Origin of the sequence: Mesorhizobium sp. 1M-11 (genome assembly GCF_001303895.1) — a bacterium.
Taxonomy (GTDB): domain Bacteria; phylum Pseudomonadota; class Alphaproteobacteria; order Rhizobiales; family Rhizobiaceae; genus Mesorhizobium.
Map to the genome: position 1 here is coordinate 169,486 of NZ_LJSD01000051.1, position 23,620 is coordinate 193,105.

19 protein-coding genes and 1 pseudogene are annotated in these 23,620 nt (G+C 66.1%); 18 read left to right on the forward strand and 2 right to left on the reverse strand.

Annotated features, from left to right (window positions below; translation table 11 throughout):
- Window positions 1-498: 498 nt before the first annotated feature.
- The 4 genes from AO692_RS21680 (at window position 499) to AO692_RS21700 (ending at window position 5,053) form a co-directional block, all read left to right on the forward strand.
- Window positions 499-2,031 (forward strand): DUF4173 domain-containing protein, encoded by a 1,533-nt coding sequence (locus AO692_RS21680; protein ID WP_054312120.1) that lies wholly within the window; start codon window positions 499-501, stop codon window positions 2,029-2,031.
- Window positions 2,032-2,449: 418 nt separating this feature from the next.
- A complete protein-coding gene (locus tag AO692_RS32875; protein ID WP_152979925.1) occupies window positions 2,450-2,845 on the forward strand; it encodes a hypothetical protein in 396 nt (131 codons plus the stop codon).
- An 8-nt stretch (window positions 2,846-2,853) separates the two neighbouring features.
- Window positions 2,854-3,543 (forward strand): response regulator transcription factor, encoded by a 690-nt coding sequence (locus AO692_RS21695; RefSeq protein ID WP_054312123.1) that lies wholly within the window; start codon window positions 2,854-2,856, stop codon window positions 3,541-3,543.
- Window positions 3,544-4,036: 493 nt separating this feature from the next.
- A complete protein-coding gene (locus AO692_RS21700) occupies window positions 4,037-5,053 on the forward strand; it encodes a HAMP domain-containing sensor histidine kinase (protein ID WP_054312124.1) in 1,017 nt (338 codons plus the stop codon).
- 409 nt (window positions 5,054-5,462) lie between these two features.
- Here the strand turns inward: AO692_RS21700 and AO692_RS21705 are convergent, their stop codons facing one another.
- The gene (locus AO692_RS21705) at window positions 5,463-6,365 is read right to left on the reverse strand and encodes a LysR family transcriptional regulator (RefSeq protein WP_054312125.1); all 903 of its coding nucleotides are present in this window, start codon (window positions 6,363-6,365) and stop codon (window positions 5,463-5,465) included.
- Between the two features lie 155 nt (window positions 6,366-6,520).
- Here AO692_RS21705 and AO692_RS21710 point away from each other — a divergent pair, with 155 nt between their 5' ends.
- The 3 genes from AO692_RS21710 (at window position 6,521) to AO692_RS21720 (ending at window position 9,611) form a co-directional block, all read left to right on the forward strand.
- Window positions 6,521-7,345, forward strand: a complete 825-nt coding sequence (locus AO692_RS21710; protein ID WP_054312126.1) for an aldo/keto reductase — start codon at window positions 6,521-6,523, stop codon at window positions 7,343-7,345.
- A gap of 315 nt (window positions 7,346-7,660) precedes the next feature.
- A complete protein-coding gene (locus AO692_RS21715) occupies window positions 7,661-8,884 on the forward strand; it encodes an MFS transporter (RefSeq protein ID WP_082407510.1) in 1,224 nt (407 codons plus the stop codon).
- 205 nt (window positions 8,885-9,089) lie between these two features.
- Window positions 9,090-9,611 (forward strand): YcxB family protein, encoded by a 522-nt coding sequence (locus tag AO692_RS21720; RefSeq protein WP_244483441.1) that lies wholly within the window; start codon window positions 9,090-9,092, stop codon window positions 9,609-9,611.
- 104 nt (window positions 9,612-9,715) lie between these two features.
- Here the strand turns inward: AO692_RS21720 and AO692_RS21725 are convergent, their stop codons facing one another.
- The gene (locus AO692_RS21725) at window positions 9,716-10,654 is read right to left on the reverse strand and encodes a LysR substrate-binding domain-containing protein (protein ID WP_054312127.1); all 939 of its coding nucleotides are present in this window, start codon (window positions 10,652-10,654) and stop codon (window positions 9,716-9,718) included.
- Window positions 10,655-10,809: 155 nt separating this feature from the next.
- Between AO692_RS21725 and ytfQ the strand changes: the two genes are divergently transcribed.
- From ytfQ to AO692_RS21780, 11 genes and pseudogenes are all read left to right on the forward strand, one after another.
- Complete coding sequence (gene ytfQ, locus AO692_RS21730) at window positions 10,810-11,754, forward strand: galactofuranose ABC transporter, galactofuranose-binding protein YtfQ (protein ID WP_244483456.1); 945 nt, start codon at window positions 10,810-10,812, stop codon at window positions 11,752-11,754.
- A 449-nt stretch (window positions 11,755-12,203) separates the two neighbouring features.
- The gene (ytfR, locus tag AO692_RS21735; RefSeq protein ID WP_054312128.1) at window positions 12,204-13,721 is read left to right on the forward strand and encodes a galactofuranose ABC transporter, ATP-binding protein YtfR; all 1,518 of its coding nucleotides are present in this window, start codon (window positions 12,204-12,206) and stop codon (window positions 13,719-13,721) included.
- Window positions 13,718-14,716 carry an ABC transporter permease gene (locus tag AO692_RS21740; RefSeq protein ID WP_054312129.1) on the forward strand — a complete coding sequence of 333 codons (999 nt, stop codon included), beginning with the start codon at window positions 13,718-13,720 and terminating at the stop codon, window positions 14,714-14,716. The genes ytfR and AO692_RS21740 overlap by 4 nt, the downstream gene beginning before the upstream one ends.
- The gene (yjfF, locus tag AO692_RS21745; protein WP_054312423.1) at window positions 14,716-15,693 is read left to right on the forward strand and encodes a galactofuranose ABC transporter, permease protein YjfF; all 978 of its coding nucleotides are present in this window, start codon (window positions 14,716-14,718) and stop codon (window positions 15,691-15,693) included. The genes AO692_RS21740 and yjfF overlap by 1 nt, the downstream gene beginning before the upstream one ends.
- Window positions 15,690-17,459 carry an L-arabinonate dehydratase gene (gene araD, locus AO692_RS21750; RefSeq protein WP_054312130.1) on the forward strand — a complete coding sequence of 590 codons (1,770 nt, stop codon included), beginning with the start codon at window positions 15,690-15,692 and terminating at the stop codon, window positions 17,457-17,459. Before yjfF ends, araD begins: the two co-directional genes overlap by 4 nt.
- Window positions 17,460-18,011: 552 nt before the next feature.
- Window positions 18,012-18,872, forward strand: a complete 861-nt coding sequence (locus AO692_RS21755) for a xanthine dehydrogenase family protein subunit M (protein ID WP_054312131.1) — start codon at window positions 18,012-18,014, stop codon at window positions 18,870-18,872.
- Window positions 18,872-19,345, forward strand: a complete 474-nt coding sequence (locus AO692_RS21760; protein WP_054312132.1) for a (2Fe-2S)-binding protein — start codon at window positions 18,872-18,874, stop codon at window positions 19,343-19,345. Before AO692_RS21755 ends, AO692_RS21760 begins: the two co-directional genes overlap by 1 nt.
- Window positions 19,346-19,349: 4 nt before the next feature.
- Window positions 19,350-21,623, forward strand: coding sequence for a xanthine dehydrogenase family protein molybdopterin-binding subunit (locus AO692_RS21765; protein ID WP_054312133.1), 2,274 nt, complete (start codon window positions 19,350-19,352; stop codon window positions 21,621-21,623).
- A gap of 66 nt (window positions 21,624-21,689) precedes the next feature.
- A complete protein-coding gene (locus AO692_RS21770; protein ID WP_054312134.1) occupies window positions 21,690-21,935 on the forward strand; it encodes a MoaD/ThiS family protein in 246 nt (81 codons plus the stop codon).
- A 66-nt stretch (window positions 21,936-22,001) separates the two neighbouring features.
- Window positions 22,002-22,322: pseudogene (locus AO692_RS21775) on the forward strand (substrate-binding domain-containing protein); the annotation flags it as partial.
- 243 nt (window positions 22,323-22,565) lie between these two features.
- Complete coding sequence (locus AO692_RS21780; protein WP_054312136.1) at window positions 22,566-23,588, forward strand: hypothetical protein; 1,023 nt, start codon at window positions 22,566-22,568, stop codon at window positions 23,586-23,588.
- Window positions 23,589-23,620: the final 32 nt, after the last annotated feature.

The window sequence follows — 23,620 nt, forward strand, 5'->3', positions numbered from 1 at the left end:
ATGCGCTGCAACGTCTCGCCGAACAGTTGACAACGCGGTCGATGCGGCCGCTTTCCTTCAGCGGGCAGATCGGCTCGGCGCGGCGAAATTGAAGCCCAGTCAGTTTCGACGGGAAAGATACTAAGGATTACCTTGCACAAAATCTGCACCAATCTCCTGAACATCTCCTGATCTCGGCCACCGCATCTCCCCGCCCCGCCGTCACAGATGGCGCATGCAAACGACGCTGCCCAGAAGACTGCAGACCGACGGATGGTGGCTGGTAGAGCCACCGAGTCGCGAGCCACCACCACCTGAAGCGCCGCCATACAGACGGCTGTCAAGCCGCGAGGCTAAGGTGCTGCCGTTCAGGCGGCCGGCTGGGTTTCCCCGCCAGGCCGTGATCCTGCCCTTCCCGCCGCCGTGCGACACGCACTCGGTGCCTCAGCCACAGTCCGCACCTCAGCCCAACTCCACACCTCTCTCCCAAGCCAAACCTCAGCCCGAGGACGATCCCGCATGACATCCCTCACACCCAAGGCGATCGCCGCCCTACTCCTCGTCGGCGCTGCCGATTTCCTGCTGTTCCACCAGCCGGACGGCATCGCGCTGCCGCTGTTTTGCGGCCTGATCGTGGTGGCGCTGGTGGCGACGGCGGTCAGGGGCGCGGTGCAGGTGCGGCGGGTCGCGCTGGTGCTTGCGGCGCTTTTGCCGATGGTGGAGGCGATCAGTCCGCTTTCCATGGCGGTGGCGCTGTTCGGGCTGGCGGCGTTTGCGCTTTCGCTGTCCGGCCGGCTGCGGGTGGGGCTGGCCGGCATGGCGAGGCAGGTTGGCGCGCTGCTGCTCGGCGCGCCCTTGCGGCTGCCGCGCGACATGATGCGGGCGCGCAAGGCGGCGAAGCGGGCCAGCGCGCGTTCCGGCACGATCGCGATCTGGACGCTTTCGGTGGCGCTGGGGGCGGTGTTCCTGGCGCTGTTCGGCGCGGCCAACCCGATCATCGACCGCTGGCTGGCGCTGCTCGATGTCTGGCTGCTGCTCGACCTCATCAGCATCGGGCGCATCGTGTTCTGGCTGGTCGTCGCGGCGTTGGTGTGGGCGCTGCTCAGGCCACGCCTGCCGCGGCTGCCGAGATGGCTGCGGCGGAAAGCGCCGGCCGTCATGTATCCCGAGGCCGGCAAGCCGGCGCCGGCACTTCAAGGAACGGAAGCCGGCAACGCCGCACCGGGCGGCAAGGCCGAGGATGCCGGCACACTGCGCGACGTGATCTTCAGCGAGGGTGCCATCCTGCGCGCGCTTGTCGTGTTCAACGCGATGTTCGCCGTGCAGACCGTGCTCGACGCCTCCTATCTCTGGGGCGGCGTCGCGCTGCCGGAAGGCCTCACCTATGCGGGCTATGCGCATCGCGGCGCCTATCCGCTGATCGTCACCGCGCTTCTGGCGGCGGGGTTCGTGCTGGTGACGCTGCGGCCCGGCAGCGCGCTGTCGGCCAACCGGCTGGTGCGCGTGCTGGTCTATGTCTGGATCGCGCAGAACGTCGTGCTGGTGATCTCGTCGATCCTGCGGCTCGACCTTTATGTCGGCATCTATTCGCTGACCTATTGGCGCGTCGCCGCCTTCATCTGGATGGGCCTGGTCGGCGCCGGCCTGGTGCTGATCATGGCGCGCATCGCGCTTGGCCGCAGCAATGAATGGCTGCTCGGCGCCAATCTCGCCACGCTCGGCGCCGTGCTTTATGCGTGCTGCTTCATCAACTTCGCCACAATCATCGCCAACTACAATGTCATGCACAACCGCGAGATCACCGGCCAAGGCTATTCGCTGGACCAGGACTACCTGCGTTCGCTGGGGCCGGCGGCGATCCCTGCGATGGATGTTTTCCTGGAAAGGACGCCGGGGCTGGAGACGGCGGGGAGGATGGTGATGGAGCGCGAGATCGAGAAGAGGGATTTCCTGGCCCGGCAGCAGAACTGGCGCGCCTGGGGCTTCCGCAACTGGCGCCTGGCGCGGTATCTCGATGCTCACCCGGTGCCGGTGCTGGTACCCACGCCGTGATGGGGGCGCGATGTTTCCACGGCACGCGAGGGTCGCTGTTCCACTTGGTCGGCGTTCCGGAATGGATCCCCGACACTCTCCGCTCCCTACGGTCGCTCCGAGGTCGAGGATGACGAGGGGAAGGATGCTTCGGCCAATCTCCAACGTGGATGATGACATGAATGGCGACGTTGGTCGTGGTGCCGGCGATCACGCTGGTGCCTGCGCCATGATGCGGGCCGCGATGTTTCTCATTCCGCTGGCGCTCGCTGTTCCACTTGCCCGGCGTTCCGGAATGGATCCCCGACACTCTCCGCTCCCTACGGTCGCTCCGAGGTCGAGGATGACGGGCTTCATGGGCTGCCGACGCTCATTGTCACCGTCGGCACCATCACCGTCAGCACCCTCACTGTCAGCACCCCCATCGCCAAGACCAGTCATGTCATCATCCACGTTGGAGATTGGCCGAAGCGTCCTTACCCTCGTCATCCTCGACCTCGGAAGGAGCGAAGCGACTGCAGAGTGTCGGGGATCCATTCCGGAACGCTTGCCAGGTGAACTCGTAAGCGCCGAGCACCGCCTTCGGATCTGCTCTGCACGCGACATGCGTCTTTCCCCGCCGTTCTCGCAAAACCGCTGCGCGCTTTTGCGCGACATGCTCTTGTCCTGGCGCATGTCGTTCCGGCAAAACCGCTACACACTTTTGCGCGACATGCTCTTTTCCTGGCGCATGTCGTTACCGCAAAACCGCTGCGCACTTTTGCGCGACATGCTCTTCTCCTTGCGCATGTCGTTACCGCAAAACCGCTGCGCACTTTTGCGCGACATGCTGTAGAGCCCGCCATGCCGAACCATATCCTTGTCGCCGACGACGATCCGCATATCCGCGAGGTGATCTGCTTCGCGCTCGAGAAAGCGGGGCTGAGCAGCGATGCGGTGGCCGATGGCGCAGCCGCCTTGCGGCGCTTCGCCGAGAAGGGCGCCGACCTCATCGTGCTCGATGTCGGCATGCCGGAGATGGACGGGCTGGAGGTGTGCCGGCAGCTTCGGCGCAGCTCCAACGTGCCGATCCTGTTCCTGTCCGCGCGGGATGAAGAGATCGACCGCATCCTCGGGCTGGAGATGGGCGGCGACGACTATGTGACGAAGCCGTTCAGCCCGCGCGAGCTGGTGGCGCGCGTGAATGCCGTGCTGCGGCGGCTTGGGCCCGCGAAGGTGCAGGCTGACGAGGTCGGGCCGTTCAGCCATGGGCTGCTGAAGCTCAACAGCGGGCAGCGGCTGGCCTGGTTCGGCGATAGCGAGGTGCGGCTCACCGCAATCGAGTTCGCCATGCTGGAGAGCCTGACGGCGCGCCCGGCACATGTGCTGACGCGCAGCCAGCTGCTGGACGGCAGGCCCAACATCCATGTGTCGGACCGCACCATCGACAGCCACATCCGCAACATCCGCGCCAAATTCGCGGCGGCCGGCGGCAGCGATGTCGTCGAGACCGTGCACGGCGTCGGCTTCCGGCTGGGGCGATGCGGCGGATGAAGGCGATGGAGATTTTGGGCGCCGCGGCTGTTGGAGCGTTCCCGTTTCCTACGGAAACGCGGAACCGCCCCAACAGGTTGTTTCCCCGCAATTCCGGACGGAAAACCGCTGCACACTTTTCCTGGAATTGCTTGAGAGCGTTTCCGCTTCTTATTGAAATTTCCGTGCACGGTACACGACGTTCACCGTTCCATTTGACCAGCGTTCCGGAATGGATCCCCGATACTCTCCACTCCCTTCGGTCGTTCGCGAGGTCGAGGATGACGAGCTTCATGTGCTGTCGACGCTCATTGTCACCATCGGCACCGGGATCACCGTTGTTAAAAACAGTCATGTCACCATCCACGTTGGAGATTGGCCGAGGCGCCGCTCGTCATCCTCGGCCTCGGAAGGAGCAAAGCGACTGGAGAGTGTCGGGGATCCATTCCGGAACGCCGGCCATGTGGAACAGCGAGCGCCGTAGATGGGCCACGCCGGCGACTGAGGCTGCTTGATGAAATGGCGCCCGCCGCTCAGCCTGGTGGTGCTGGCCATCCTGTCGACGGTGATGGTGCTGCCGCTGGCCGGCCTCGCCGGCTACCGGCTGCTGGAGGCTGCCCCGCACAGCGCGCTGATCGCCGGCGCCATCGTGCTCGGGGTCACGCTGGTCATCGGCTTCGTGTTCGTGCGCGTCATCACGCGGCCGATGTATGAGCTGATGGAGCGCACGGCGCGCATCGCGGCGGGCGATGCCGAGGCGATCCGCCCGCTTTCCCATCACGGCACGCAGGAGATGGCTGAGCTGTCGGACGCCTTCCTCGACATGGCGCGCAAGCTGCAGGCGCGCTCCGACACCATCCGCACCTTCGCAACCCATGTCTCGCACGAGCTGAAATCACCCCTCACCTCGATCCAGGGGGCGGCGGAACTGTTGCGCGATGCCGGCGAGGAGATGGACGCCGCCACCCGCGCCCGCTTCCAGAACAACATCGTGGCCGATGCCGAGCGCATGAACCAGCTGGTGCGGCGGCTGATCGAGCTGGCGCGGGCGGAAAGCGCGGGGACGGCTGCCGAGACGACGTCGCTTGCCGAAGCGCTGGCGGGGTTCGCCGTTTCAGGGGAAGGCGCGCCATCCGCCGACGCGGAGCCGCCGGTTCCCGGAACGGCGAGCCCGGCCGTGGTGGTCGAGGCGGGCGCCGATCTGCGCTTCAGGATGTCGGGCGAAAACGCGGCGATCCTGTTCTCCAACCTCGCCGACAATTCCGCCCGCCACGGCGCCAGCCGCTTCGTGGTCAGCGCGCGTCAGGAGGATGGCGTCGTGGTGATCGTGGCATCGGACGACGGCGCCGGTGTCTCGCCCGACAACCGGGCCCGCATCTTCTCGCCCTTCTTCACCACACGACGCGAAACCGGCGGCACCGGCATGGGCTTGAGCATCGTGGCAGCGCTGGTCAAGGCGCATGAGGGCGGGATCCGGCTGGTGGATGGGGAAGGTGGCGCGACCTTCGAGATCGAGATCCCGGCAGGGTAGGCGCTGGCGCTTTGGGCGGGCGCGGCGCTTTATCTCCCCCCTTGCGGGGGAGAAAGGATTTTCACGACCTTAGACGAGCACGCCCGCAGGGCGGCGCAGGCTAAGTCGTAGAAAATCCAAGAGAGGGGATTTTCAGCCGAGAGGTTCGCAAGTGAGAGCCATCTTCCTCGGGGATGCGAGATGCTGTTGTCAGCGTTGTGCGGGCCCCGGCCCTCGGCTATGGCCTCGGGCGTTCGAGCCTTTTGAAAGGTCCACTGGACCTTCCAATTCGCCTGCGGCGAACCAGGCTCTCACCCCCTCTCTTGCGATTTCTAGCACTTAGCTCCGCTGCCCTAACGGGCATGCTCGCTAAGATGCTGAAATCGCTTTCTCCCCCGCAAGGGGGGAGATAGAGGCGCAGGCGCTCGGCTCACCCACCCAAAAACCCCTGCAGCCGCGGCACCACGAAATCCAGGAACACGCGCACGCGCTGCGGCATGCGCTGCCCGCCGAGGAACACGGCGTGCAGTTCCTCCTCGTCGGGTTCCACCACGTCGGCCAGCACTTCCACCAGGCGGCCGGCGGCGATGTCGGCGCGCACGTGATAGTCGCCCATGCGGGCAAGGCCGACGCCGGCCAGCGTCATGCGGCGCACCGTCTCGCCATTGTTGGCCAGCAGCGAGCCGTTGACGACGCGGTCGACGATGCGGCCGCTTTCCTTGAGCGGCCACACCGGCTGGGCACGGCGGAAGTTGAAGCCCAGGCAGTTGTGGCGGCCGAGGTCCTCCACCGTCAGCGGCACGCCCCGACGGGCGAGATAGGAAGGGGCGGCGACGATCTTGCGGCGCGCGGTGCCGATGCGGCGCGCCATCATGCCGGAATCCGACAGCGTGCCGACACGGAAGGCAATGTCGGTGCGGTCCAGATAAAGGTCGACGATCTCGTCCGACAGGGAAAGGTCGACGACGATGTTGGGATAGGCGCGCCAGAATTCGGGCAGGATCGGCTCCAGCCCCAGCACGCCGATGGCGACCGAGACATTGACGCGCACCGTGCCGCCGGTGGCCGCGGCGCCGTAGGAGAGCTCCTGCTCGATCCGGTCGAGCTCCTGCAGCAGCGCCTGGCTGCGCTGGTAGTAGACCTGCCCCTCGGCGGTCAGCGACAGCGCCCGGGTCGAGCGCTCGATCAGGCGCACGCCGAGCCTGGCCTCGATGCGCGACACCAGCTTGCTGACCGTCGATGGCGTGAGCCGCAGCAGCCGCGCCGCTTCCGAAAAACTGCACGTCTCGACCACGCGCAGGAACACCTGCATTTCACCGGTGCGGTTGTCCATTTTCTGCCCGCCTGTGATTTCGTTTCACAGATGATGGGAAAATCAACGGGATTATCAAGCCCCGGACCGACCTTTATGTGATGACGCAAGATAAATCATCGGAATTCACAGCGTGCCGCCAGGCCGCTGGTCAACAAAAGAAGAAGGACATCCCCATGCAAACCGTCACCGCCCATGGAGCAGACATCCCCGCGCTCGGCTTCGGCGTGTTCCGCATGTCGGACGCCGAGGTGGAACGGGTCGTGCCGGCCGCGCTCGAAGCCGGCTTCCGCCATTTCGACACCGCGCAGATCTACCAGAACGAGGCCGCGCTCGGCCGGGCGCTCGAACGCGCCGGCGCTCGCCGCGACGAGCTGTTCCTGACCACCAAGGTGTGGGTCGACAATTACAGCGAAGGCAAGTTCGCCGCTTCGGTCGACGAGAGCCTGGAGAAGCTGAAGGTCGACCGGGTCGACCTGCTCCTGCTGCACTGGCCGGCCGACAAGGTGGCGGTCGCCGACCAGATCGCGATGCTGGATGCGGTAAAGGCCGCCGCCAAGACCAGGTTCGTCGGCGTCTCCAACCAGAACATCGCGCAGATGCGGGAATCGATCGAACGCTCGACGGCCCCGATCGTCACCAACCAGGTCGAGCTGCATCCTTACCTGCCGCAGCAGGCGCTGGTCGCTGCCGCCAAGGCAGCCGGCTTAGCCGTCACCGCCTATTACAGCATGGCCGACGGCGCCGTGCCGCAGGACAAGCTGCTGCGCGAGATCGGCGCGAAATACGGCAAGAGCGCCGCCCAGGTCGGCCTGCGCTGGCTGGTGCAGCAGGGTTTTGTCGCATTGTCCAAGACGGCGAATCCGGCGCGCGTGCCTGAAAACATCGCCATCTTCGATTTCGCGCTGGATGAAGCCGACCTGGCGGCGATCGCCGGACTGGCGCGGGCGGATGGGCGGCTCGTTTCCCCGCCCGGGCTGGCGCCGAAGTGGGATGTCTGAGGGCGCGGTGAGCTTGCGGCGCTGACCCCCTCTCCGTCACGCCCCCATATCGGCGGCAAAGCCGCCGGGGGCGTGCCACCTCTCCCCCATTTCATGGGGGCGAAGAACCCTGGCTGGAGAAGCGCTGGCGCTGAAACCGCGATTCCTCGCCCCTGCCGAAGGCGGGGGAGAGGTGGCGCCGCGAAGCGGTGACGGAGAGGGGGTCAGCGCACCATGCAGAGGCGATGAAAATGCCGGAACGCCGGAAGTGGGTTTCGGCTGGCCGCTCCAACATCACATGCCCATCAGGGCGCAATGAATGTGAAGGCTAATGTCATGAACGTCATGGATACCAAGGATACCAACGAGGCCACCAGCACGGCGGCCGCCCCCTCCGCCCGGCTGGCGCTTCTCGCGCTGGTGATCGGCGCTTTCGGCATCGGCACGACCGAGTTCTCGCCGATGGGGCTGCTGCCGGTGATCGCGCAAGGGGTCGACGTGTCGATCCCGACAGCGGGCCTCTTGATCAGCGCCTATGCGATCGGCGTGATGGTCGGCGCGCCGTTCATGACGCTGGCCTTCAGCCGCTTCGGCAAGCGCACGGCGCTGATGCTTTTGATGACCATCTTCACCGTCGGCAACCTGATGTCGGCGATGGCGCCGGGCTATTACACGCTGCTTGCCGCCCGCCTCGTCACCAGCCTCAACCATGGCGCCTTCTTCGGCCTGGGCGCCGTGGTGGCGGCCAGCGTCGTGCCGAAGGAAAAACAGGCAAGTGCGGTCGCCGCCATGTTCATGGGCCTGACGATCGCCAATATCGGCGGCGTGCCGGCCGCGACCTGGGTCGGCCAGCAGATCGGCTGGCGCATGGCCTTTGCCGGCACGGCCCTGATCGGCCTTGCCGCGATTGCGGCGCTGTGGTTCGCGCTGCCCAAGGGTGAACGCGGCCAGATGCCGGATGTGAAGCGCGAGCTCACCGTGCTGACGCGCCCCGCCGTGCTTTTGTCCATGGCCACCACCGTGATGGGTGCGGGCGCGATGTTCACGCTCTACACCTATGTCGCGCCGACGCTTGAAACGCTGACCGGCGCCTCCGGCAGCTTCGTCACGCTGGCGCTCGCCCTGATCGGCGTCGGCTTCACCATCGGCAACTGGGCGGGCGGGCGGCTGGCCGACTGGTCACTCGACGGCGCCACCAAGATCTTCCTCGGCGCGCTGGCGCTCATCATGTTCGTGCTGCCGCTGCTGTTCGCCAGCCATATCGGCGCGGCCATCGGCCTGCTGGTCTGGGGCGGTGCGGCCTTCGCCATCGTGCCGCCGGTGCAGATGCGGGTGATGGAGGCAGCCTCCGAAGCGCCCGGCCTCGCCTCCTCGATCAATGTCGGCGCCTTCAACCTCGGCAACGCGCTGGGCGCAGCGCTGGGCGCCGCCGTCATCAGCCTTGGCCTCGGCTACGCCGCCGTCTCCCTCGCGGGCGGCCTGCTCGCCGCGGCCGGCCTCGGGCTGGTGTTCGTCGGTGGCAGGCAGAAGGCAAGGCAGCTGGCGGTTTGTGAGGTTTGAGTGAGGGGGCCCCTATCTCCCCCTTGCGGGGGAGAAAGGATTTTCACGATCTTAGACGAGCGCGCCCCTTTGGGTGGCGCAGTCTGAATGCCAGAAATCGCAAGAGAGGGGCGAGAGCCTGGTTCGACGACCTCCGGCTATTTTGTCTAAGCGCTTAGGGTGTTACTACGTCCCGATCCGGAACCACCCCCTTTGCTGGTAGGCCATGAACGATCTGAACCGGAGTGTCACCCTTACCTTGACCGCCGATGACTATGTCGCGGCCAACAAGCTGTTCATGCTGAAATACTCGACCTCACGCTGGTTGCTCATCTGGTGGTTAGGCTTCGTAGCGCTGCTGCTCGGCATGTTCTTCGTACCGGCATTGCAGATACACGATGCGCCTTATGCACCGATTGTCTATCTCGGCTTCGCGGTGGTGATCGCGCTGCCGTTTTACCAATATTTCGTCGGCGCGGCCATTTTTGCCCGCAAGGCCTACGCGGCCCAGAAAACCCTCCAGCACCCGATGACGGTTTCATGGTCGGCTGAAGGCTTCAGGAGCGTCGCGCAGCAGGGTGACTGGAACAACGCCTGGAGCGACTACCTGAAATGGGCAGAGGACGACAAGGTGATCCTCCTCTATCAGGGGCCGCGCGTGTTCAACATGCTGCCGAAGCGGATACTAACACCCGCCCAAGTCGATGACATCAGGCAAGTCGTGGCGGCCAACGTCAAGCGCGCATGAGGACGGGGCGAGTGCCGCCGGATCCCCGCAAGAGGGGGAAATAGGCGCCCGCGGCTTCACGCTATCCGGCTCTCCCCGCAAGGGAAGATAAGAGCGCTTCATCTTCACCCACCAAGACCACCCTTCGCCGCGATCTCGCCTTCGATCAGGTTGAGGAAGCGCGAGGCGATGGGCGACAGCGCGTTGTCGCGCAGGGTGATGATGCTGAGGTCCGGCACGAAGATCGGGGTGGCCATGTCGAGGATGGCGATGCGGGTGGCGAGCGCGGGCGATGCCAGCAGGTGCACGACATCCTCGGCCAGCGGGGCGATGGCGTCGGTGCGCGAGATCGCGGCAAGCGTCAGGAGCACCGAGGCGGTATAGGTCACGCTTTCGGGAAAGCGCGTGCCCTCATCGACGAAGCCGCGTGCCAGGGCCGACCAGATCGGCGTGCCGACCGGCTGCACCACCCAGTCGTGGCGCGCCAGGTCGGCGAGGCGCAGCCGGCCGCGCCCGGCCAGCGGGTGGCCTTCTCGCACCACGAATTTCACCGCCTCGGCGCCGATCTGGCGCTCGTCGAACCGCGTGCGGTCCTCGGGTTCGGTCAGCCGGCCGAGCACGAAATCATAGTCGCCGGCGCGCATGCGCCGCATCAGCGTCACGCTCGGCTCGACGTCGACCTGCAGCTCCATGCGCGGCGCCAGTTGGCGCAGGCCGATCGCCGCCGGCAAGGCATAGGCGACGGCGGCGGTGGTGACCGCGCCGATGCGCACCTTGCCGTGGCTGCCGTCGACCAGTTCGGTCAGGTCGCGCCGCAGCTGGTCGATCTCGTGGATCACCCGATGCGCGCGCGCCGCCAGCGCCTGGCCGAGTTCGTTGAAGACGACGCCATGCGCGTTGCGCGCGCAGATCGGCTGGCCGACGAGGCCCTCGATCTCGGCCAGCATGCGCGAGGCCGCCGGCTGCGACATGTGCAGTTCTTCGGCGGCGAGGCCGAGCCTTCCCCGGCGGCGCAGGGCATCGACGAAACGCAGTTGGTTCAGCTTCAGATACTGGAACTTCATGCGCCCTTCTATCTTACCAATTCCGGTATATGAAGATGCCTAATGATGATTTGACGGTTATGACCCGGAAAGCCTTGATAGCGGCCGGGCTCGCGGGTGGAGCGCGACCCGTCGCATTCACTCGGGAGGAACCAGTGACAAGGACCATCAGGACTATTCTGCTCGCCTCGGCGGCATCTCTTCTCATCGGCGCTTCGGCGCAGGCCGCCGGCCTGACCGTCGGCTTCTCGCAGATCGGCTCGGAATCGGGCTGGCGCGCGGCGGAGACCAGCGTCACCAAGCAGCAGGCCGAAAAGCGCGGCGTCGACCTGAAATTCGCCGACGCCCAGCAGAAGCAGGAAAACCAGATCAAGGCGATCCGCGGCTTCGTCGCGCAGGGCGTCGACGCCATCTTCGTGGCGCCCGTCGTCGCCACCGGCTGGGAGGCCGTGCTGACCGAGGCCAAGGAAGCCAACATCCCGGTCTTCCTGCTCGACCGCGGCATCGACGGCCCGGAAGACCTCTACACCACCATGGTGGCGTCCGATCAGGTGCTGGAAGGCAAGGTCGCCGGGCAATGGCTGGTGAAGGAGCAGGCCGGCAAGGACTGCAACGTCGTCGAGCTGCAGGGCACGACCGGCTCGTCGCCGGCCATCAACCGCAAGAAGGGCTTCGAAGAGGCGATCGCCGGCACGTCGTCGATCAAGATCGTCCGCAGCCAGACCGGCGACTTCACCCGCGCCAAGGGCAAGGAAGTGATGGAAGGCTTCCTGAAGGCGGAGAATGGCGGCAAGAACATCTGCGCGCTCTATGCCCACAATGACGACATGGCGGTCGGCGCCATCCAGGCCATCAAGGAAGCCGGGCTGAAGCCGGGCACCGACATCAAGGTCGTGTCGATCGACGCCGTGCCCGACATCTTCAAGGCGCTCGCCGCCGGCGAAGCCAACGCGACGGTGGAACTGACCCCCAACATGGCCGGCCCCGCCTTCGATGCGCTGGAGAAGCTGAAGAAGGACGGCACCGTGCCGCCCAAGACCATCATCACGGAATCCAAGCTCTACACGCAGGCCGACGATCCGATGAAGGTCTATGAGGAGAAGAAGGGCCTCGGCTACTGAGGAAGGAAGGAAGGCAATCGCGTATGGCCGTGCTTGCGCCGCGCCATTCCCTTCAACGTTCCGGAATGGATCCCCGACACTCTCCAGTCGCTTCGCTGCTTCCGAGGTCGAGGATGACGCAGGTTGCGATGTCGCGGCTCCATTTCGGCGTTGATGGTGGTGCCAAGGCTGGAGATTGGCCGAAGCGCTCTTCCAAGCTCCGTCATCCTCGACCTCGCAGGGAGCGAAGCTCCCGAAGAGTGTCGGGGATCCATTCCGGAACGCGGAAGAAGGCGCGGCGATCCAGACCGTGCTTTAGGTCGCCCGGAGAGGCAAATGCAGTCGCGGCAAATGCAACCGTGGCAAACGTGATTGCCCAGCAGTTGGGGGTGAAGGTCGGGTGGGGCGCAGCAGAGCCTCGCCCGCTCTCCCCTTCCAACACAATATCCATGCGCTGACCGGAGGACGGTGTGGGCGAAACCGATGCGCTTCTCAGCGCCCATGACATCTCGAAAAGCTTCTTCGGCTTCAAGGCCCTCGAACATGTCGACTTTTCCGTGCGCAGGGGCGAGATCCATGCGCTGCTCGGCGAGAACGGCGCGGGCAAGTCGACGCTGATCAAGGTGCTGACCGGCGTGCATAGGCCCGATGCCGGCACAATCGTGCTGAACGGCGAGCCGGTCGACGTGCGCGACCCGCTGCATGCGCAGAAGCTGGGCGTCGGCACGGTCTACCAGGAGGTCAACCTCCTGCCCAATCTCAGCGTCGCCGAAAACCTCTATATCGGCCGGCAGCCGAAGCGTTTCGGGCTGACCCATGCCGGGGCCATGAACCGCATGGCCAGAGCCCTTCTGGCGCAATACGACATCGACATCGACGTCAAGGCGCCGCTGGCCAGCTTCTCCGTCGCCGTGCAGCAGCTCGTCGCCATCGCCCGGGCCGTCGACATGTCGGGCTCGGTGCTGATCCTCGACGAGCCGACAGCAAGCCTCGACCGGCACGAGGTGCAGCTGCTGTTTTCCGTCATGCGAAAGCTGCGCGAGCGCGGCCTCGGCATCGTCTTCATCACGCATTTCCTCGACCAGGTCTATGCCGTGGCCGACCGCATCACCGTGCTGCGCAACGGCCGCCTGGTCGGCACCCGCGATAGAGCGGCGCTGCCGCGCATGGAGCTCGTCTCGATGATGCTGGGCCGCGCGCTCGAAGCGGTGACCGAACACGGCCATCGCGCCCCGCCGGCCGCCGGCACGGCCCCTGCCATCGAATTCTCGGCCTATGGCCTGTCGCGTTCCGTCGCGCCCTTCGACCTGGCGATCGCGCCGGGCGAAGTGGTGGGCATCGCCGGCCTCTTGGGATCGGGCCGCACCGAGACGGCGCGGCTGATGTTCGGCATCGACCATGCCGACAGCGGCAAGGCCACCGTCGACGGCAAGGCGGTGCGCATCACTTCGCCGCGCGAAGCGGTGCGGCTCGGCTTCGGGCTCTGCCCGGAAGACCGCAAGGCCGACGGCATCATCGGCGACCTCTCGGTGCGCGAGAACATCGCGCTGGCGCTGCAGGCGCGGCGCGGCTGGCTGAAACGCATGTCGAGCCGCGAGCAGGCGGAACTTGCCGACCGTTTCGTGAAGGCGCTCGACATCCGCACCACCGACATCGAGAAGCCGGTGAAGCTCCTGTCGGGCGGCAACCAGCAGAAGGTGATCCTGGCGCGCTGGCTGGCGACGGAACCGCGCCTTCTCATCCTCGACGAGCCGACGCGCGGCATCGATGTCGGGGCGCATGCCGAGATCATCCAGCTGATCAACCGGCTCTGCGCGGAAGGGCTGGCGCTGGTGGTGATCTCGTCCGAGATCGAGGAGATCATGGCCTATTCGACGCGGGTGCGGGTGCTGCGCGACCGCGAGCATATCTGCGACCTCACCGGCGCCGAGATCAGCACCGGCACCATCATGCGCACCATCGCGGCCAGCGAAGGAGCCGGCGCATGAGCGGCCTGAAACGCGCCGCGCCGCAGCTCGCCTGCCTGGCGCTGATCCTGTTCTTCAACTGGATGGCCTTCGACGGCTTCTTCTCGATCCGCCTGCAGGACGGGCGCCTGTTCGGCAGCCTCATCGACGTGCTCAACCGCGGCGCGCCGGTGGCGATCCTGGCGATCGGCATGACCATGGTGATCGCCACCAAGGGCGTCGACCTCTCCGTCGGCGCCGTCATGGCGATGGCCGGCGCGGTCGCAGCAACCATGATCATGGCCGGCCATCCGCTGCCGGTGGTGGTGCTGGCGGCACTCGGCGTCGGCCTCGCCTGCGGGCTGCTCAACGGCTTCCTGGTCGCGGTGCTGGAGCTGCAGCCGATCGTCGCCACCCTCATCCTGATGGTGGCCGGGCGCGGCATCGCGCAGCTGGTCACCGAGGGCGTGATCGTGACCTTCAACGATCCCGGCCTGACCGCCTTCAGCGCCGGCTCCTTCCTCGCCTTCCCGATGCCGGTCGCCATCGTCGCGGCGCTCATGGTGCTGACCTTGCTGGTGGTGCGGCGAACGGCGCTCGGGCTGCTGATCGAGTCGCTCGGCGTCAACCGCAGCGCCTCGACCTATGCCGGCATCAACAGCCGCCTGCTGCTCATCCTGGTCTACGCCTTCTGCGGCTTCTGCGCGGCCATCGCCGGCATCATCGTGACGGCCGACATCCGCGGCGCCGATGCCAACAATGCCGGCCTGTGGCTGGAGCTCGACGCCATCCTGGCGGTGGTGATCGGCGGGACGTCGCTGCTCGGCGGCCGTTTCTCGATCCTGATGTCGGTGCTGGGCGCCGTCATCATCCAGGCCATGAACACCGGCATCCTCATCTCCGGCTTCCCGCCCGAATACAACCTCATCGTCAAGGCCATCGTGATCATCGTCATCCTGCTGGCGCAGTCGGCATCCGTCGGGCGCATCTTCGTGCGCGGCCGCGCCCTTCCCGAGAGCAAGGCGCAGCGCACATGATGTCGTCGCGCCTCACTCCCTTCTTCGCCACCTTGGTCATCTTCGCGCTGGCCTATGCGGTGTGCGTGTTCCAGTTCCCGAACATGGCCTCGACGCGCGTGGCCGGCAATCTCTTGACCGACAACGCCTTTCTCGGCATCGCGGCGGTCGGCATGACCTTCGTCATCCTGTCCGGCGGCATCGACCTTTCGGTCGGCGCGGTGATCGCCTTCACCGGCGTGCTGATCTCGGTGCTGGTGAGCTGGTACGGCGTGCATCCGCTCGCCGCCTTCGCCATCGCGCTGGCGGTCTCCACAGCCTTCGGCGCCGCCATGGGGGCTGCGATCCACTATCTCGAAGTGCCGGCCTTCATCGTGACGCTCGCCGGCATGTTCCTGGCGCGCGGCATGGCCTTCGTGATCGCGACGGATTCGATCCCGATCAACCACGCCTTCTATTCGGCCGTGCAGAAGATGTATGTGCTGATGCCGGGCGGCGGCCGGCTGACGCTGATCGGCGGCCTGATGCTCGCGGTCTTCGCCGCCGGCATCGTGATCGCGCACTACACGCGCTTCGGCTCCTATGTCTACGCCATCGGCGGCAACCGGCAGTCGGCCGAACTGATGGGCGTGCCGGTGGCACGCACCACGATCGGCATCTATGCACTGTCAGGCTTCCTGTCGGGCCTCGCCGGCGTCGTCTTCTCGCTCTACACCTCGGCCGGCTATTCGCTGGCCACCGTCGGCGTCGAGCTCGACGCCATCGCCGCCGTGGTGATCGGCGGCACCTTGCTCACCGGCGGCGTCGGGCTGGTGGCGGGCACCTTCTTCGGCGTCGTCATCCAGGGCCTGATCCAGACCTACATCGTCTTCGACGGCACGCTGTCGAGCTGGTGGACGAAGATCGTCGTCGGCATCCTGCTCTTCGCCTTCATCGCATTGCAGCGCCTCTTGGTGCTGGCCGGCGACCGCGGCGCCGCAAACAGGAAAACAGCATGACCACCGAGACCAAGGCCCCACGCACCCCGTTCGAGCCGGCGCCGTGGCCGCGCCGGCTGCGTTCGCAGGAATGGTATGGCGGCACCTCGCGCGACAACATCTACCACCGCGGCTGGCTGAAGAACCAGGGCTACCCGCACGACCTGTTCGACGGCAGGCCGGTGATCGGCATCCTCAACACCTGGTCGGACCTCGCCCCCTGCAACGGCCATCTGCGCGAGCTGGCGGAAAAGGTGAAGGCGGGCATCTGGGAGGCCGGCGGCTTCCCGCACGAAGTGCCGGTGTTCTCGGCCTCGGAGAACACCTTTCGCCCGACCGCGATGATGTACCGCAACCTCGCTGCCATGGCGGTGGAGGAGACCATCCGCGCCCAGCCGATCGACGGCGTGGTGCTGATGGTCGGCTGCGACAAGACCACGCCGTCGCTGCTGATGGGCGCGGCCTCGGTCGACCTGCCGGCGATCACCGTGACCGGCGGCCCGATGCTGAACGGCTGGTTCCGCAACGAGCGCGTCGGCTCGGGCACGGCGCTGTGGCAGATGTCGGAGGCGATCAAGGCCGGCACCATGACCAAGGCGGAATTCCTGGAAGCCGAGCAGGCGATGAGCCGTTCGACCGGCACTTGCAACACCATGGGCACGGCCTCGACCATGGCCTCGATGGCGGAAGCGCTCGGCATGGCGCTGTCGGGCAACGCCGCCATTCCGGCTGTCGACAGCCGCCGCCGGGTGATGGCGCAGCTCACCGGACGGCGCATCGTGCAGATGGTGAAGGACGACCTGAAGCCTTCCGACATCCTGACCCGCGATGCCTTCGAGAACGCCATCCGCACCAATGGCGCCATCGGCGGCTCGACCAATGCCGTGGTGCATCTGCTGGCGCTGGCCGGCCGGGCCGGCATCGACCTGACGCTGGACGACTGGGACCGGCTCGGCCGCGACGTGCCGACCATCGTCAACCTGATGCCGTCCGGCAAATATCTGATGGAGGAGTTCTTCTATGCCGGCGGGCTGCCGGTGGTGCTGAAGCGGCTGGGCGAAGCCGGCATGCTGCACAAGGATACGCTGACGGTGTCGGGCGAGAGCGTCTGGGACGAGGTCAAGGATGTCCGCAACTGGAACGAGGACGTCATCCTGCCGACCGAAAAGGCGCTGACGGCGGCGGGCGGCATTGCGGTGCTGAAAGGCAATCTGGCGCCCAGCGGCGCCGTGCTGAAACCGTCGGCGGCATCGCCGGCGCTGATGGTGCACCGGGGCCGCGCCGTCGTCTTCGAGGATATCGACGACTATAAGCGCAAGATCAACGACCCCGACCTCGACGTCGACGAGACCTGCGTCATGGTGCTGAAGAACTGCGGCCCGCGCGGTTATCCCGGCATGGCCGAGGTCGGCAATATGGGCCTGCCGCCCAAGGTGCTGAAGAAGGGCATCACCGACATGGTGCGCATTTCCGACGCGCGCATGTCGGGCACCGCCTACGGCACGGTCGTGCTGCACACCAGCCCGGAGGCGGCGGCCGGCGGTCCGCTGGCGATCGTGCGCGACGGCGATTTCATCGAGCTCGACGTGCCGAACCGCCGCCTGCATCTCGATGTGCCGGAAGAAGAGATCGCGGCGCGGCTGGCGGCCTGGCAAAACCCGCCCACCCGCCCCGCCGGTGGCTACGGCATGCTCTACCACGACCATGTCACCGGCGCCGACACCGGCGCCGATTTCGACTTCCTGCGCGGCTGCCGCGGCAACGCGGTGCCGAAGGATTCGCATTGAGGTCGGGGGCCGAGTGCCGACGCTGGTGGCGCGCGCCCTTATCTCCCCCCTTGTGGGGGAGAAAGGATTTTCACGATCTTAGACGAGCACGCCCGCAGGGCGGCGCAGTCTAAGTCGTAGAAAATCCAAGAGAGGGGATCTTCAGCTGAGGGGTTGCACAGCTATCGCGAGACAGAGAGTGGCTTTCGAGAACAAGACGCTTGGAGAAGCAACTTGTCAGCGACGTGCCGGCATATCCCCTCTCTTGCGATTTCTAGCACTTAGCCTGCGCCGCCCTAACGGGCGTGCTCGTCTAAGATGCTGAAATCGCTTTCTCCCCCGCATGGGGGGAGATAGGGCGCCGGCGCTTCTGGCGGCAATTTTCGACGTTCAGGACCATCGCAGGAATGGAACCGACAGGCAGGTCCAGGAAGAAGCGGACGCCATCGAAGAAGCCGACGGCATGCCAACTTTTCACCACCCTGGCCTGATGGAATTGCGCTTGCCCGGATGGTCATAACGGGAAGACTCTTTATATAACTATCCTGAGCTTGCGATAGCCAAGGGGAGACGATGCGTTACATACGTCCGCTTACAATCGAGGATGCCGTCGGCCAGTTGGTTGGCGCATCCGGTACAGCCGCCATCCTGGCGGGAGGCAGCGATCTGCTGGTGAGGATGAAAGGCGGGTTCGTCGAACCCGACCTGATCATCGACATCAAGGCGATCGACGCTTTGAGCGAAATCAGGGAAACAGCGGAAGGCTTCTCGATCGGCGCTGCCGTGCCCTGCGCGGTGCTGGGCGAGAACAAGGCGCTCAGACAAGCATGGCCGGGCGTCGTCGAAGCGGCGAAGCTGATCGGCTCCAAGCAGGTGCAGGGACGCTGCACCATCGTCGGCAATCTCTGCAACGCTTCGCCCGCCGCCGATTCGGTGCCGGCTATGGTAGCCGCCGGCGCGAAGGCCGTGGTGGCCGGTCCGTCGGGCAAGCGCACCATTGCGGTCGAAAGCGTGCCAACCGCGCCGGGCCGGACCTCGCTCGCCAAGGGCGAGATCATCGAGGCGATCCTGCTCGACAAGCGCGAACCGCGTGCGGGCGATGCCTATCTGCGTTTCATTCCGCGCACCGAAATGGACATCGCGGTGGTCAGCGCCGGGGTGAACCTGACGCTCGACGAAGCGGGTGTCGTCAAGACGGCGCGTGTGGCGCTGGGCGCTGCCGCCCCCACCGTGCTCCTGGTCGAGGAAGCCGCCGAGGTGCTGGTCGGCTCCAGACTGGACGAGGCGACGCTGGAAAGGCTCGCCAAGGTCTGCGCGGGGGCCTGCCGCCCCATCGACGACAAGCGCGGCACCATCGAGTTCAGACGAAAAGTCGCGGGCGTGCTGGCCGGACGGGCCGCCACCACCGCTTACGAACGTGCAGGAGGCAAGTGATGGCCGGCGTAGCGGTTTCAACGACAATCAACGGCGATCATGTCGAGTATCTCTGCCAGCCTGACGAGACCTTGCTGGAAGTGCTGCGCGACCGGCTCGGGCTGACCGGCGCCAAGGAAGGCTGCGGCACCGGCGACTGCGGCGCCTGCAGCGTCATCGTCGACGACCGGCTGGTCTGCTCGTGCCTGGTGCTGGGCGCCGAGGCGGAAGGGCGGCAGGTCGAAACCATCGAAGGCATGGCGCATGGCGAGAAACTGCATCCGCTGCAGCAGAAATTCCTGGAGCATGCCGCCCTGCAATGCGGCATCTGCACGCCGGGCTTCCTGATCGCGGCCAAGGACCTTCTGGCCAAGAACCCCGACCCGACCGAGGAGGAGATCCGCTTCGGGCTGGCCGGGAACCTGTGCCGCTGCACCGGCTATGACAAGATCGTGCGCGCCGTCCAGGACGCCGCCGGCGTGATGAGAGGCTGAGACGATGAATTTCGATCCCCGTCTGACCAACCGCGATTTCACTTCCGTCGGCACGCGCCCCATCCGTCCCGACGGCATCGACAAGGTGACAGGCCGCGCCCGCTACGGCGCCGACTTCAACATGGCCGGGCAGCTGGTGGGGCGCGTGCTGCGCAGCCCCCATGCGCACGCCGTCATCCGCAAGATCGACACCTCGAAGGCCGAAGCCCTTCCCGGCGTAAAGGCGGTGATCACGGCGGCCGACCTGCCGGACCTCACCAATGGCGACAGCGCCCTCTACGACATCCTCGACAACTGCATGGCGCGCAAGAAGGCGCTCTATGACGGCCATGCCGTGGCGGCGGTGGCGGCGATCGACGCCCGCACGGCGAGGCAGGCGCTGAAGCTGATCGAAATCGACTATGAGGTGCTGCCGCATGTCACCGATGTCGACGAGGCCTTCAAGCACACCGCACCGCTGATCAACGAGGCCATCTTCACCGAGGGTCTCGAGGAAAAGCCGGTCAAGCCGTCCAACGTCCACAAGCGCACGCAATACGGCCATGGCGACATCCACAAGGGTTTCGCCGAGGCCGATTTCGTCATCGAACGCTCCTTCAGGACCGAACAGACGCACCAGGGCTATATCGAGCCGCATGCCTGCGTGGCGAGCGTCAGCGCCGACGGCACGGCGGAGCTGTGGGTCTGCACGCAGGGCCATTTCGTCTACCGCCAGCACTGCGCGCAACTGCTCGGTATGGAAGCCTCGAAGCTGCGCGTCACCTCCTCGGAGATCGGCGGCGGTTTCGGCGGCAAGACCCATGTCTGGGCCGAGCCGGTTGCGCTCGCGCTGTCGCGCAAGGCCGGCCGGCCGGTGAAGCTGGTGATGACGCGTGACGAGGTGTTCCGCGCGTCCGGCCCGACCAGCGCCACCTCCATCGACGTCCGTATCGGCGCCAAGAAGGACGGCACCATCACCGCCGCGGAAGCGACGCTGCGCTACAGCTGCGGTCCCTATGCCGGCATGTGGGCCGAAGTCGGCGCCATGACGGCGTTTGCCTGCTACAAGCTCGATAACGTCAGGACGGTCGGCTTCGAAGTGCTGGTGAACCGGCCGAAGACCGCGGCCTATCGCGCGCCGTCGGCGCCGATGGCCGCCTTCGCGGTGGAAAGCACCATCGACGAGCTGGCCGGGAAGGTCGGCATGGATGCGGTCGACTTCCGCATCAAGAACGCGGCGCAGGAAGGCACACGCGCTTCCTACGGTCCGGTCTATGGCCCGATCGGCATCGGCCCGACGCTGGAGGCGGTGAAGAACCATCCGCACATGAAGGCGCCGCTCAAGCAAAACCAGGGCCGCGGCATGGCCTGCGGCTTCTGGTTCAACTTCGGCGGCCAGACCTGCGTCGACCTCAACATCGGCATGGACGGCTCGATCTCGCTGGCCGTCGGCACCGTGGATGTCGGCGGTTCGCGCGCCTCGCTGTCGCTGGTGGCGGCGGAAGAGCTCGGCATCGACTATTCCCAGGTCAAGGCCATCGTCGCCGACACGTCCAGCCTCGGCTACAACGACATGACCGACGGCAGCCGCGGCACCTTCTCCTCTTCCATGGCGACGATCTCGGCTGCCCGCAACGCCATCAGGATCCTGCGCGAACGCGCCGCGCAGATGTGGGACATCCCCGTCGACGACGTCGTCTGGGAAAAGGGCCATGCGCTTGCCAGGGGCGAGAAATACGGCAACCTGTCGCCGCTTTCGCTGAAGGAGATCGCCGCCCAGTCCGGCACGACCGGCGGACCGATCGCCGGCCACAGCGAGCTGGTCGCCGACGGCGCCGGCGTCTCCTTCGCCACCCATATCTGCGACATCGAGGTCGACCCCGAGACCGGCTCGACCCGGGTGCTGCGCTACACGGTGGTACAGGATGCCGGCAAGGCGGTGCACCCGACCTATGTCGAAGGCCAGTACCAGGGCGGCGCGGCGCAGGGCATCGGCTGGGCGCTCAACGAGGAATACATCTACGGCAAGGACGGGCGGCTGCAGAATGCCGGCTTCCTCGATTATCGCATCCCGGTCTGCTCGGACCTGCCGATGATCGACACGCAGATCCTCGAGATCCCCAACCCGAACCACCCCTATGGCGTGCGTGGCGTCGGCGAGACCTCGATCGTGCCGCCGCTGGCGGCGATCGCCAACGCGGTGTCGAACGCGGTCGGCGTGCGCATGACGCACATCCCGATGTCGCCGCCGCGCATCCTGGCGGCGCTCGAGGCTAGCGCATCGGCCCACGATGCGTAGATTCAACGTGATAGAGCGTCCTTTGCGCGTCCGAACGGACGCGCGGCGCTCTAAACGGGGCGGCTGATGGTCGCCGTCACGCTCTGGGGATCGCTCGCCGCTGTCGCCGGAGGCAAGGACAAGCTCGACATCGAAGCCAAGGACATCAGGGAACTGTTCAGGAAACTCGCTGAACAGTATCCCGGCTTCGAGCCGTTCATCGACCGCGGCATCGCGGTCGCCATCGACGGCACCATCTACCGCGACACCTGGTCGAAGAAGCTGCCGGAAGGCGCCGAGATCTTCCTGCTGCCGCGGCTGGCGGGAGGGTAGCGGCGCTTCGGTGCGATCGTGATGTGCTCCGGACACAAGCCCACGATCAGTTCGTGGCTGGCCTGCAAGGCGCGCCCGACGGCGATCCTGCTGATCAACGAGGCGCTGGCGACCGGGCTCTATCGCGGGCTGAACGAGGCAGGCCTGATGCCTGGACGTGACATCGCGGTCATCGGACGGCGAAGCCCGCACTCGCATTTTCTTTCGCCGCGGCTGTCGGTCTATGACCTGTCGCTGCGGGACCTGGGCATCGCCCTTGCCGAAACCCTGCTGGCCACGATGCCAGCCTATGCCGGCACCTATGGCGAGCGCCCTGCCCGCATGCTGTGGCCGATGACATTCGCGCCCGGAGAAAGCGATGCCGAAGGTCCGGGCGACAGGCGCTAGAGCGGAAGCTCTTTTCCGCATCATTTTGTATTAATGGTCAAAGATGCGGAATTCTGTTACTTTTCAGGGCAGATACGCCGACTGGGCATGTCCGCGTGTCTCCGCTGGGGGCGGCCAGGTAAAATGGGTGTTGTTCCAGGAAGACCAATCCGCGGATCGCTTGCGATACAACCTGCGATTGTTTCCGACATCTACGATGCCGCACTCGATCCGGAGGGACTACAGGGGCTGACCGCAATCGTGATGGCGGTCGGCGAAGGAAGCAGCGCAGCCCTGGGCATCCTGCACGGAAATGCCTTCGCGGAGGCGGCCATCTGCAATCTCCCGGACAAGGCGCTGCAGGACTATGCCGCCTATTATCGCCACATCAATCCCTGCATTCCCCTCGCGATGGCGCGCCACCCCAACAGCATCTCCCGCTTCACGGATCTCATGCCGGAGACCGACCTGGAGAGAACGGAGTTCCATACGGACTTCCTGCGGGTGCATGACACCGTTCGCGCCATGGGTGTCCCGGCGGTTCCGGTCGGCCCCGGGGTGCTGCTGCAATTCAGTGTTCACCGCCCACGGGGGAGCACGGATTTCAGCGATGACGATGTCGCCCGGCTGCAGGACCTGGCGCCCCATCTGCAGAGAGCGATGCAGTTGCGCCGGAGATTGGACCTGGGCCTTCATCTCAATGCCGGGCTCGCGGCCCTGGAAACCCTGGCTTTCGGTTGCGTGATCTGCGACGGCGCCGGCCATGTCCTGTTTGCGAACCGCGCGGCCGAGGCGCTGGAAGCGAGCGGCATCGTGACGCTGGCCTCGCGACAAGGCCTGCGGGCGCGCAACGCGGGCCAATCCCGGCAACTCGCCGCCTCGATCGGCCAAACCGCAGCCGGCGGGAGCGGCGACGCCCTCATCCTGACCACCAGGGACGGCATACGGGTGTTCGTGCTGACGACGCCCTTGCCGATGCGTCTCGGCGGCCAGCCGGGGCGTGTGCTCGTCACCCTCAGGTCGGAAAACACCTCAACGACGCTCGACGCCGCGGCCCTGCAGCAATTGTTTGTGCTGACGACGGCGGAAGCGCGGCTGGCGCTGGCTCTCGCGGCCGGCCATTCGCTGGCCGAGTTCGCCGCCCAGCATCGGGTTTCGGACAACACGCTGCGCACGCAGATCGCCAGCATCCTGCACAAGACAGGCACCGAGAACCAGCGCGAGCTGGTGCGCCTGCTCGGCCTTCTGCCGCCCGTCGGCAGGCCGCCGGGCGACAGAACCCGATAGGCGCGACTGTAGCGCTTCCGATTTTCACGGAA

Excerpts from the sequence above, each read along its gene's own strand:
- AO692_RS21680 (WP_054312120.1), top strand. The coding sequence starts at position 499 with ATGACATCCCTCACACCCAAGGCGATCGCCGCCCTACTCCTCGTCGGC.
- AO692_RS32875 (WP_152979925.1), top strand. The coding sequence starts at position 2,450 with ATGTCATCATCCACGTTGGAGATTGGCCGAAGCGTCCTTACCCTCGTC.
- AO692_RS21695 (WP_054312123.1), top strand. The coding sequence starts at position 2,854 with ATGCCGAACCATATCCTTGTCGCCGACGACGATCCGCATATCCGCGAG.
- AO692_RS21700 (WP_054312124.1), top strand. The coding sequence starts at position 4,037 with ATGAAATGGCGCCCGCCGCTCAGCCTGGTGGTGCTGGCCATCCTGTCG.
- AO692_RS21705 (WP_054312125.1), bottom strand. The coding sequence starts at position 6,365 with ATGGACAACCGCACCGGTGAAATGCAGGTGTTCCTGCGCGTGGTCGAG.
- AO692_RS21710 (WP_054312126.1), top strand. The coding sequence starts at position 6,521 with ATGCAAACCGTCACCGCCCATGGAGCAGACATCCCCGCGCTCGGCTTC.
- AO692_RS21715 (WP_082407510.1), top strand. The coding sequence starts at position 7,661 with ATGAACGTCATGGATACCAAGGATACCAACGAGGCCACCAGCACGGCG.
- AO692_RS21720 (WP_244483441.1), top strand. The coding sequence starts at position 9,090 with ATGAACGATCTGAACCGGAGTGTCACCCTTACCTTGACCGCCGATGAC.
- AO692_RS21725 (WP_054312127.1), bottom strand. The coding sequence starts at position 10,654 with ATGAAGTTCCAGTATCTGAAGCTGAACCAACTGCGTTTCGTCGATGCC.
- AO692_RS21740 (WP_054312129.1), top strand. The coding sequence starts at position 13,718 with ATGAGCGGCCTGAAACGCGCCGCGCCGCAGCTCGCCTGCCTGGCGCTG.
- yjfF (WP_054312423.1), top strand. The coding sequence starts at position 14,716 with ATGTCGTCGCGCCTCACTCCCTTCTTCGCCACCTTGGTCATCTTCGCG.
- araD (WP_054312130.1), top strand. The coding sequence starts at position 15,690 with ATGACCACCGAGACCAAGGCCCCACGCACCCCGTTCGAGCCGGCGCCG.
- AO692_RS21755 (WP_054312131.1), top strand. The coding sequence starts at position 18,012 with ATGCGTTACATACGTCCGCTTACAATCGAGGATGCCGTCGGCCAGTTG.
- AO692_RS21760 (WP_054312132.1), top strand. The coding sequence starts at position 18,872 with ATGGCCGGCGTAGCGGTTTCAACGACAATCAACGGCGATCATGTCGAG.
- AO692_RS21765 (WP_054312133.1), top strand. The coding sequence starts at position 19,350 with ATGAATTTCGATCCCCGTCTGACCAACCGCGATTTCACTTCCGTCGGC.
- AO692_RS21770 (WP_054312134.1), top strand. The coding sequence starts at position 21,690 with ATGGTCGCCGTCACGCTCTGGGGATCGCTCGCCGCTGTCGCCGGAGGC.
- AO692_RS21780 (WP_054312136.1), top strand. The coding sequence starts at position 22,566 with ATGGCGGTCGGCGAAGGAAGCAGCGCAGCCCTGGGCATCCTGCACGGA.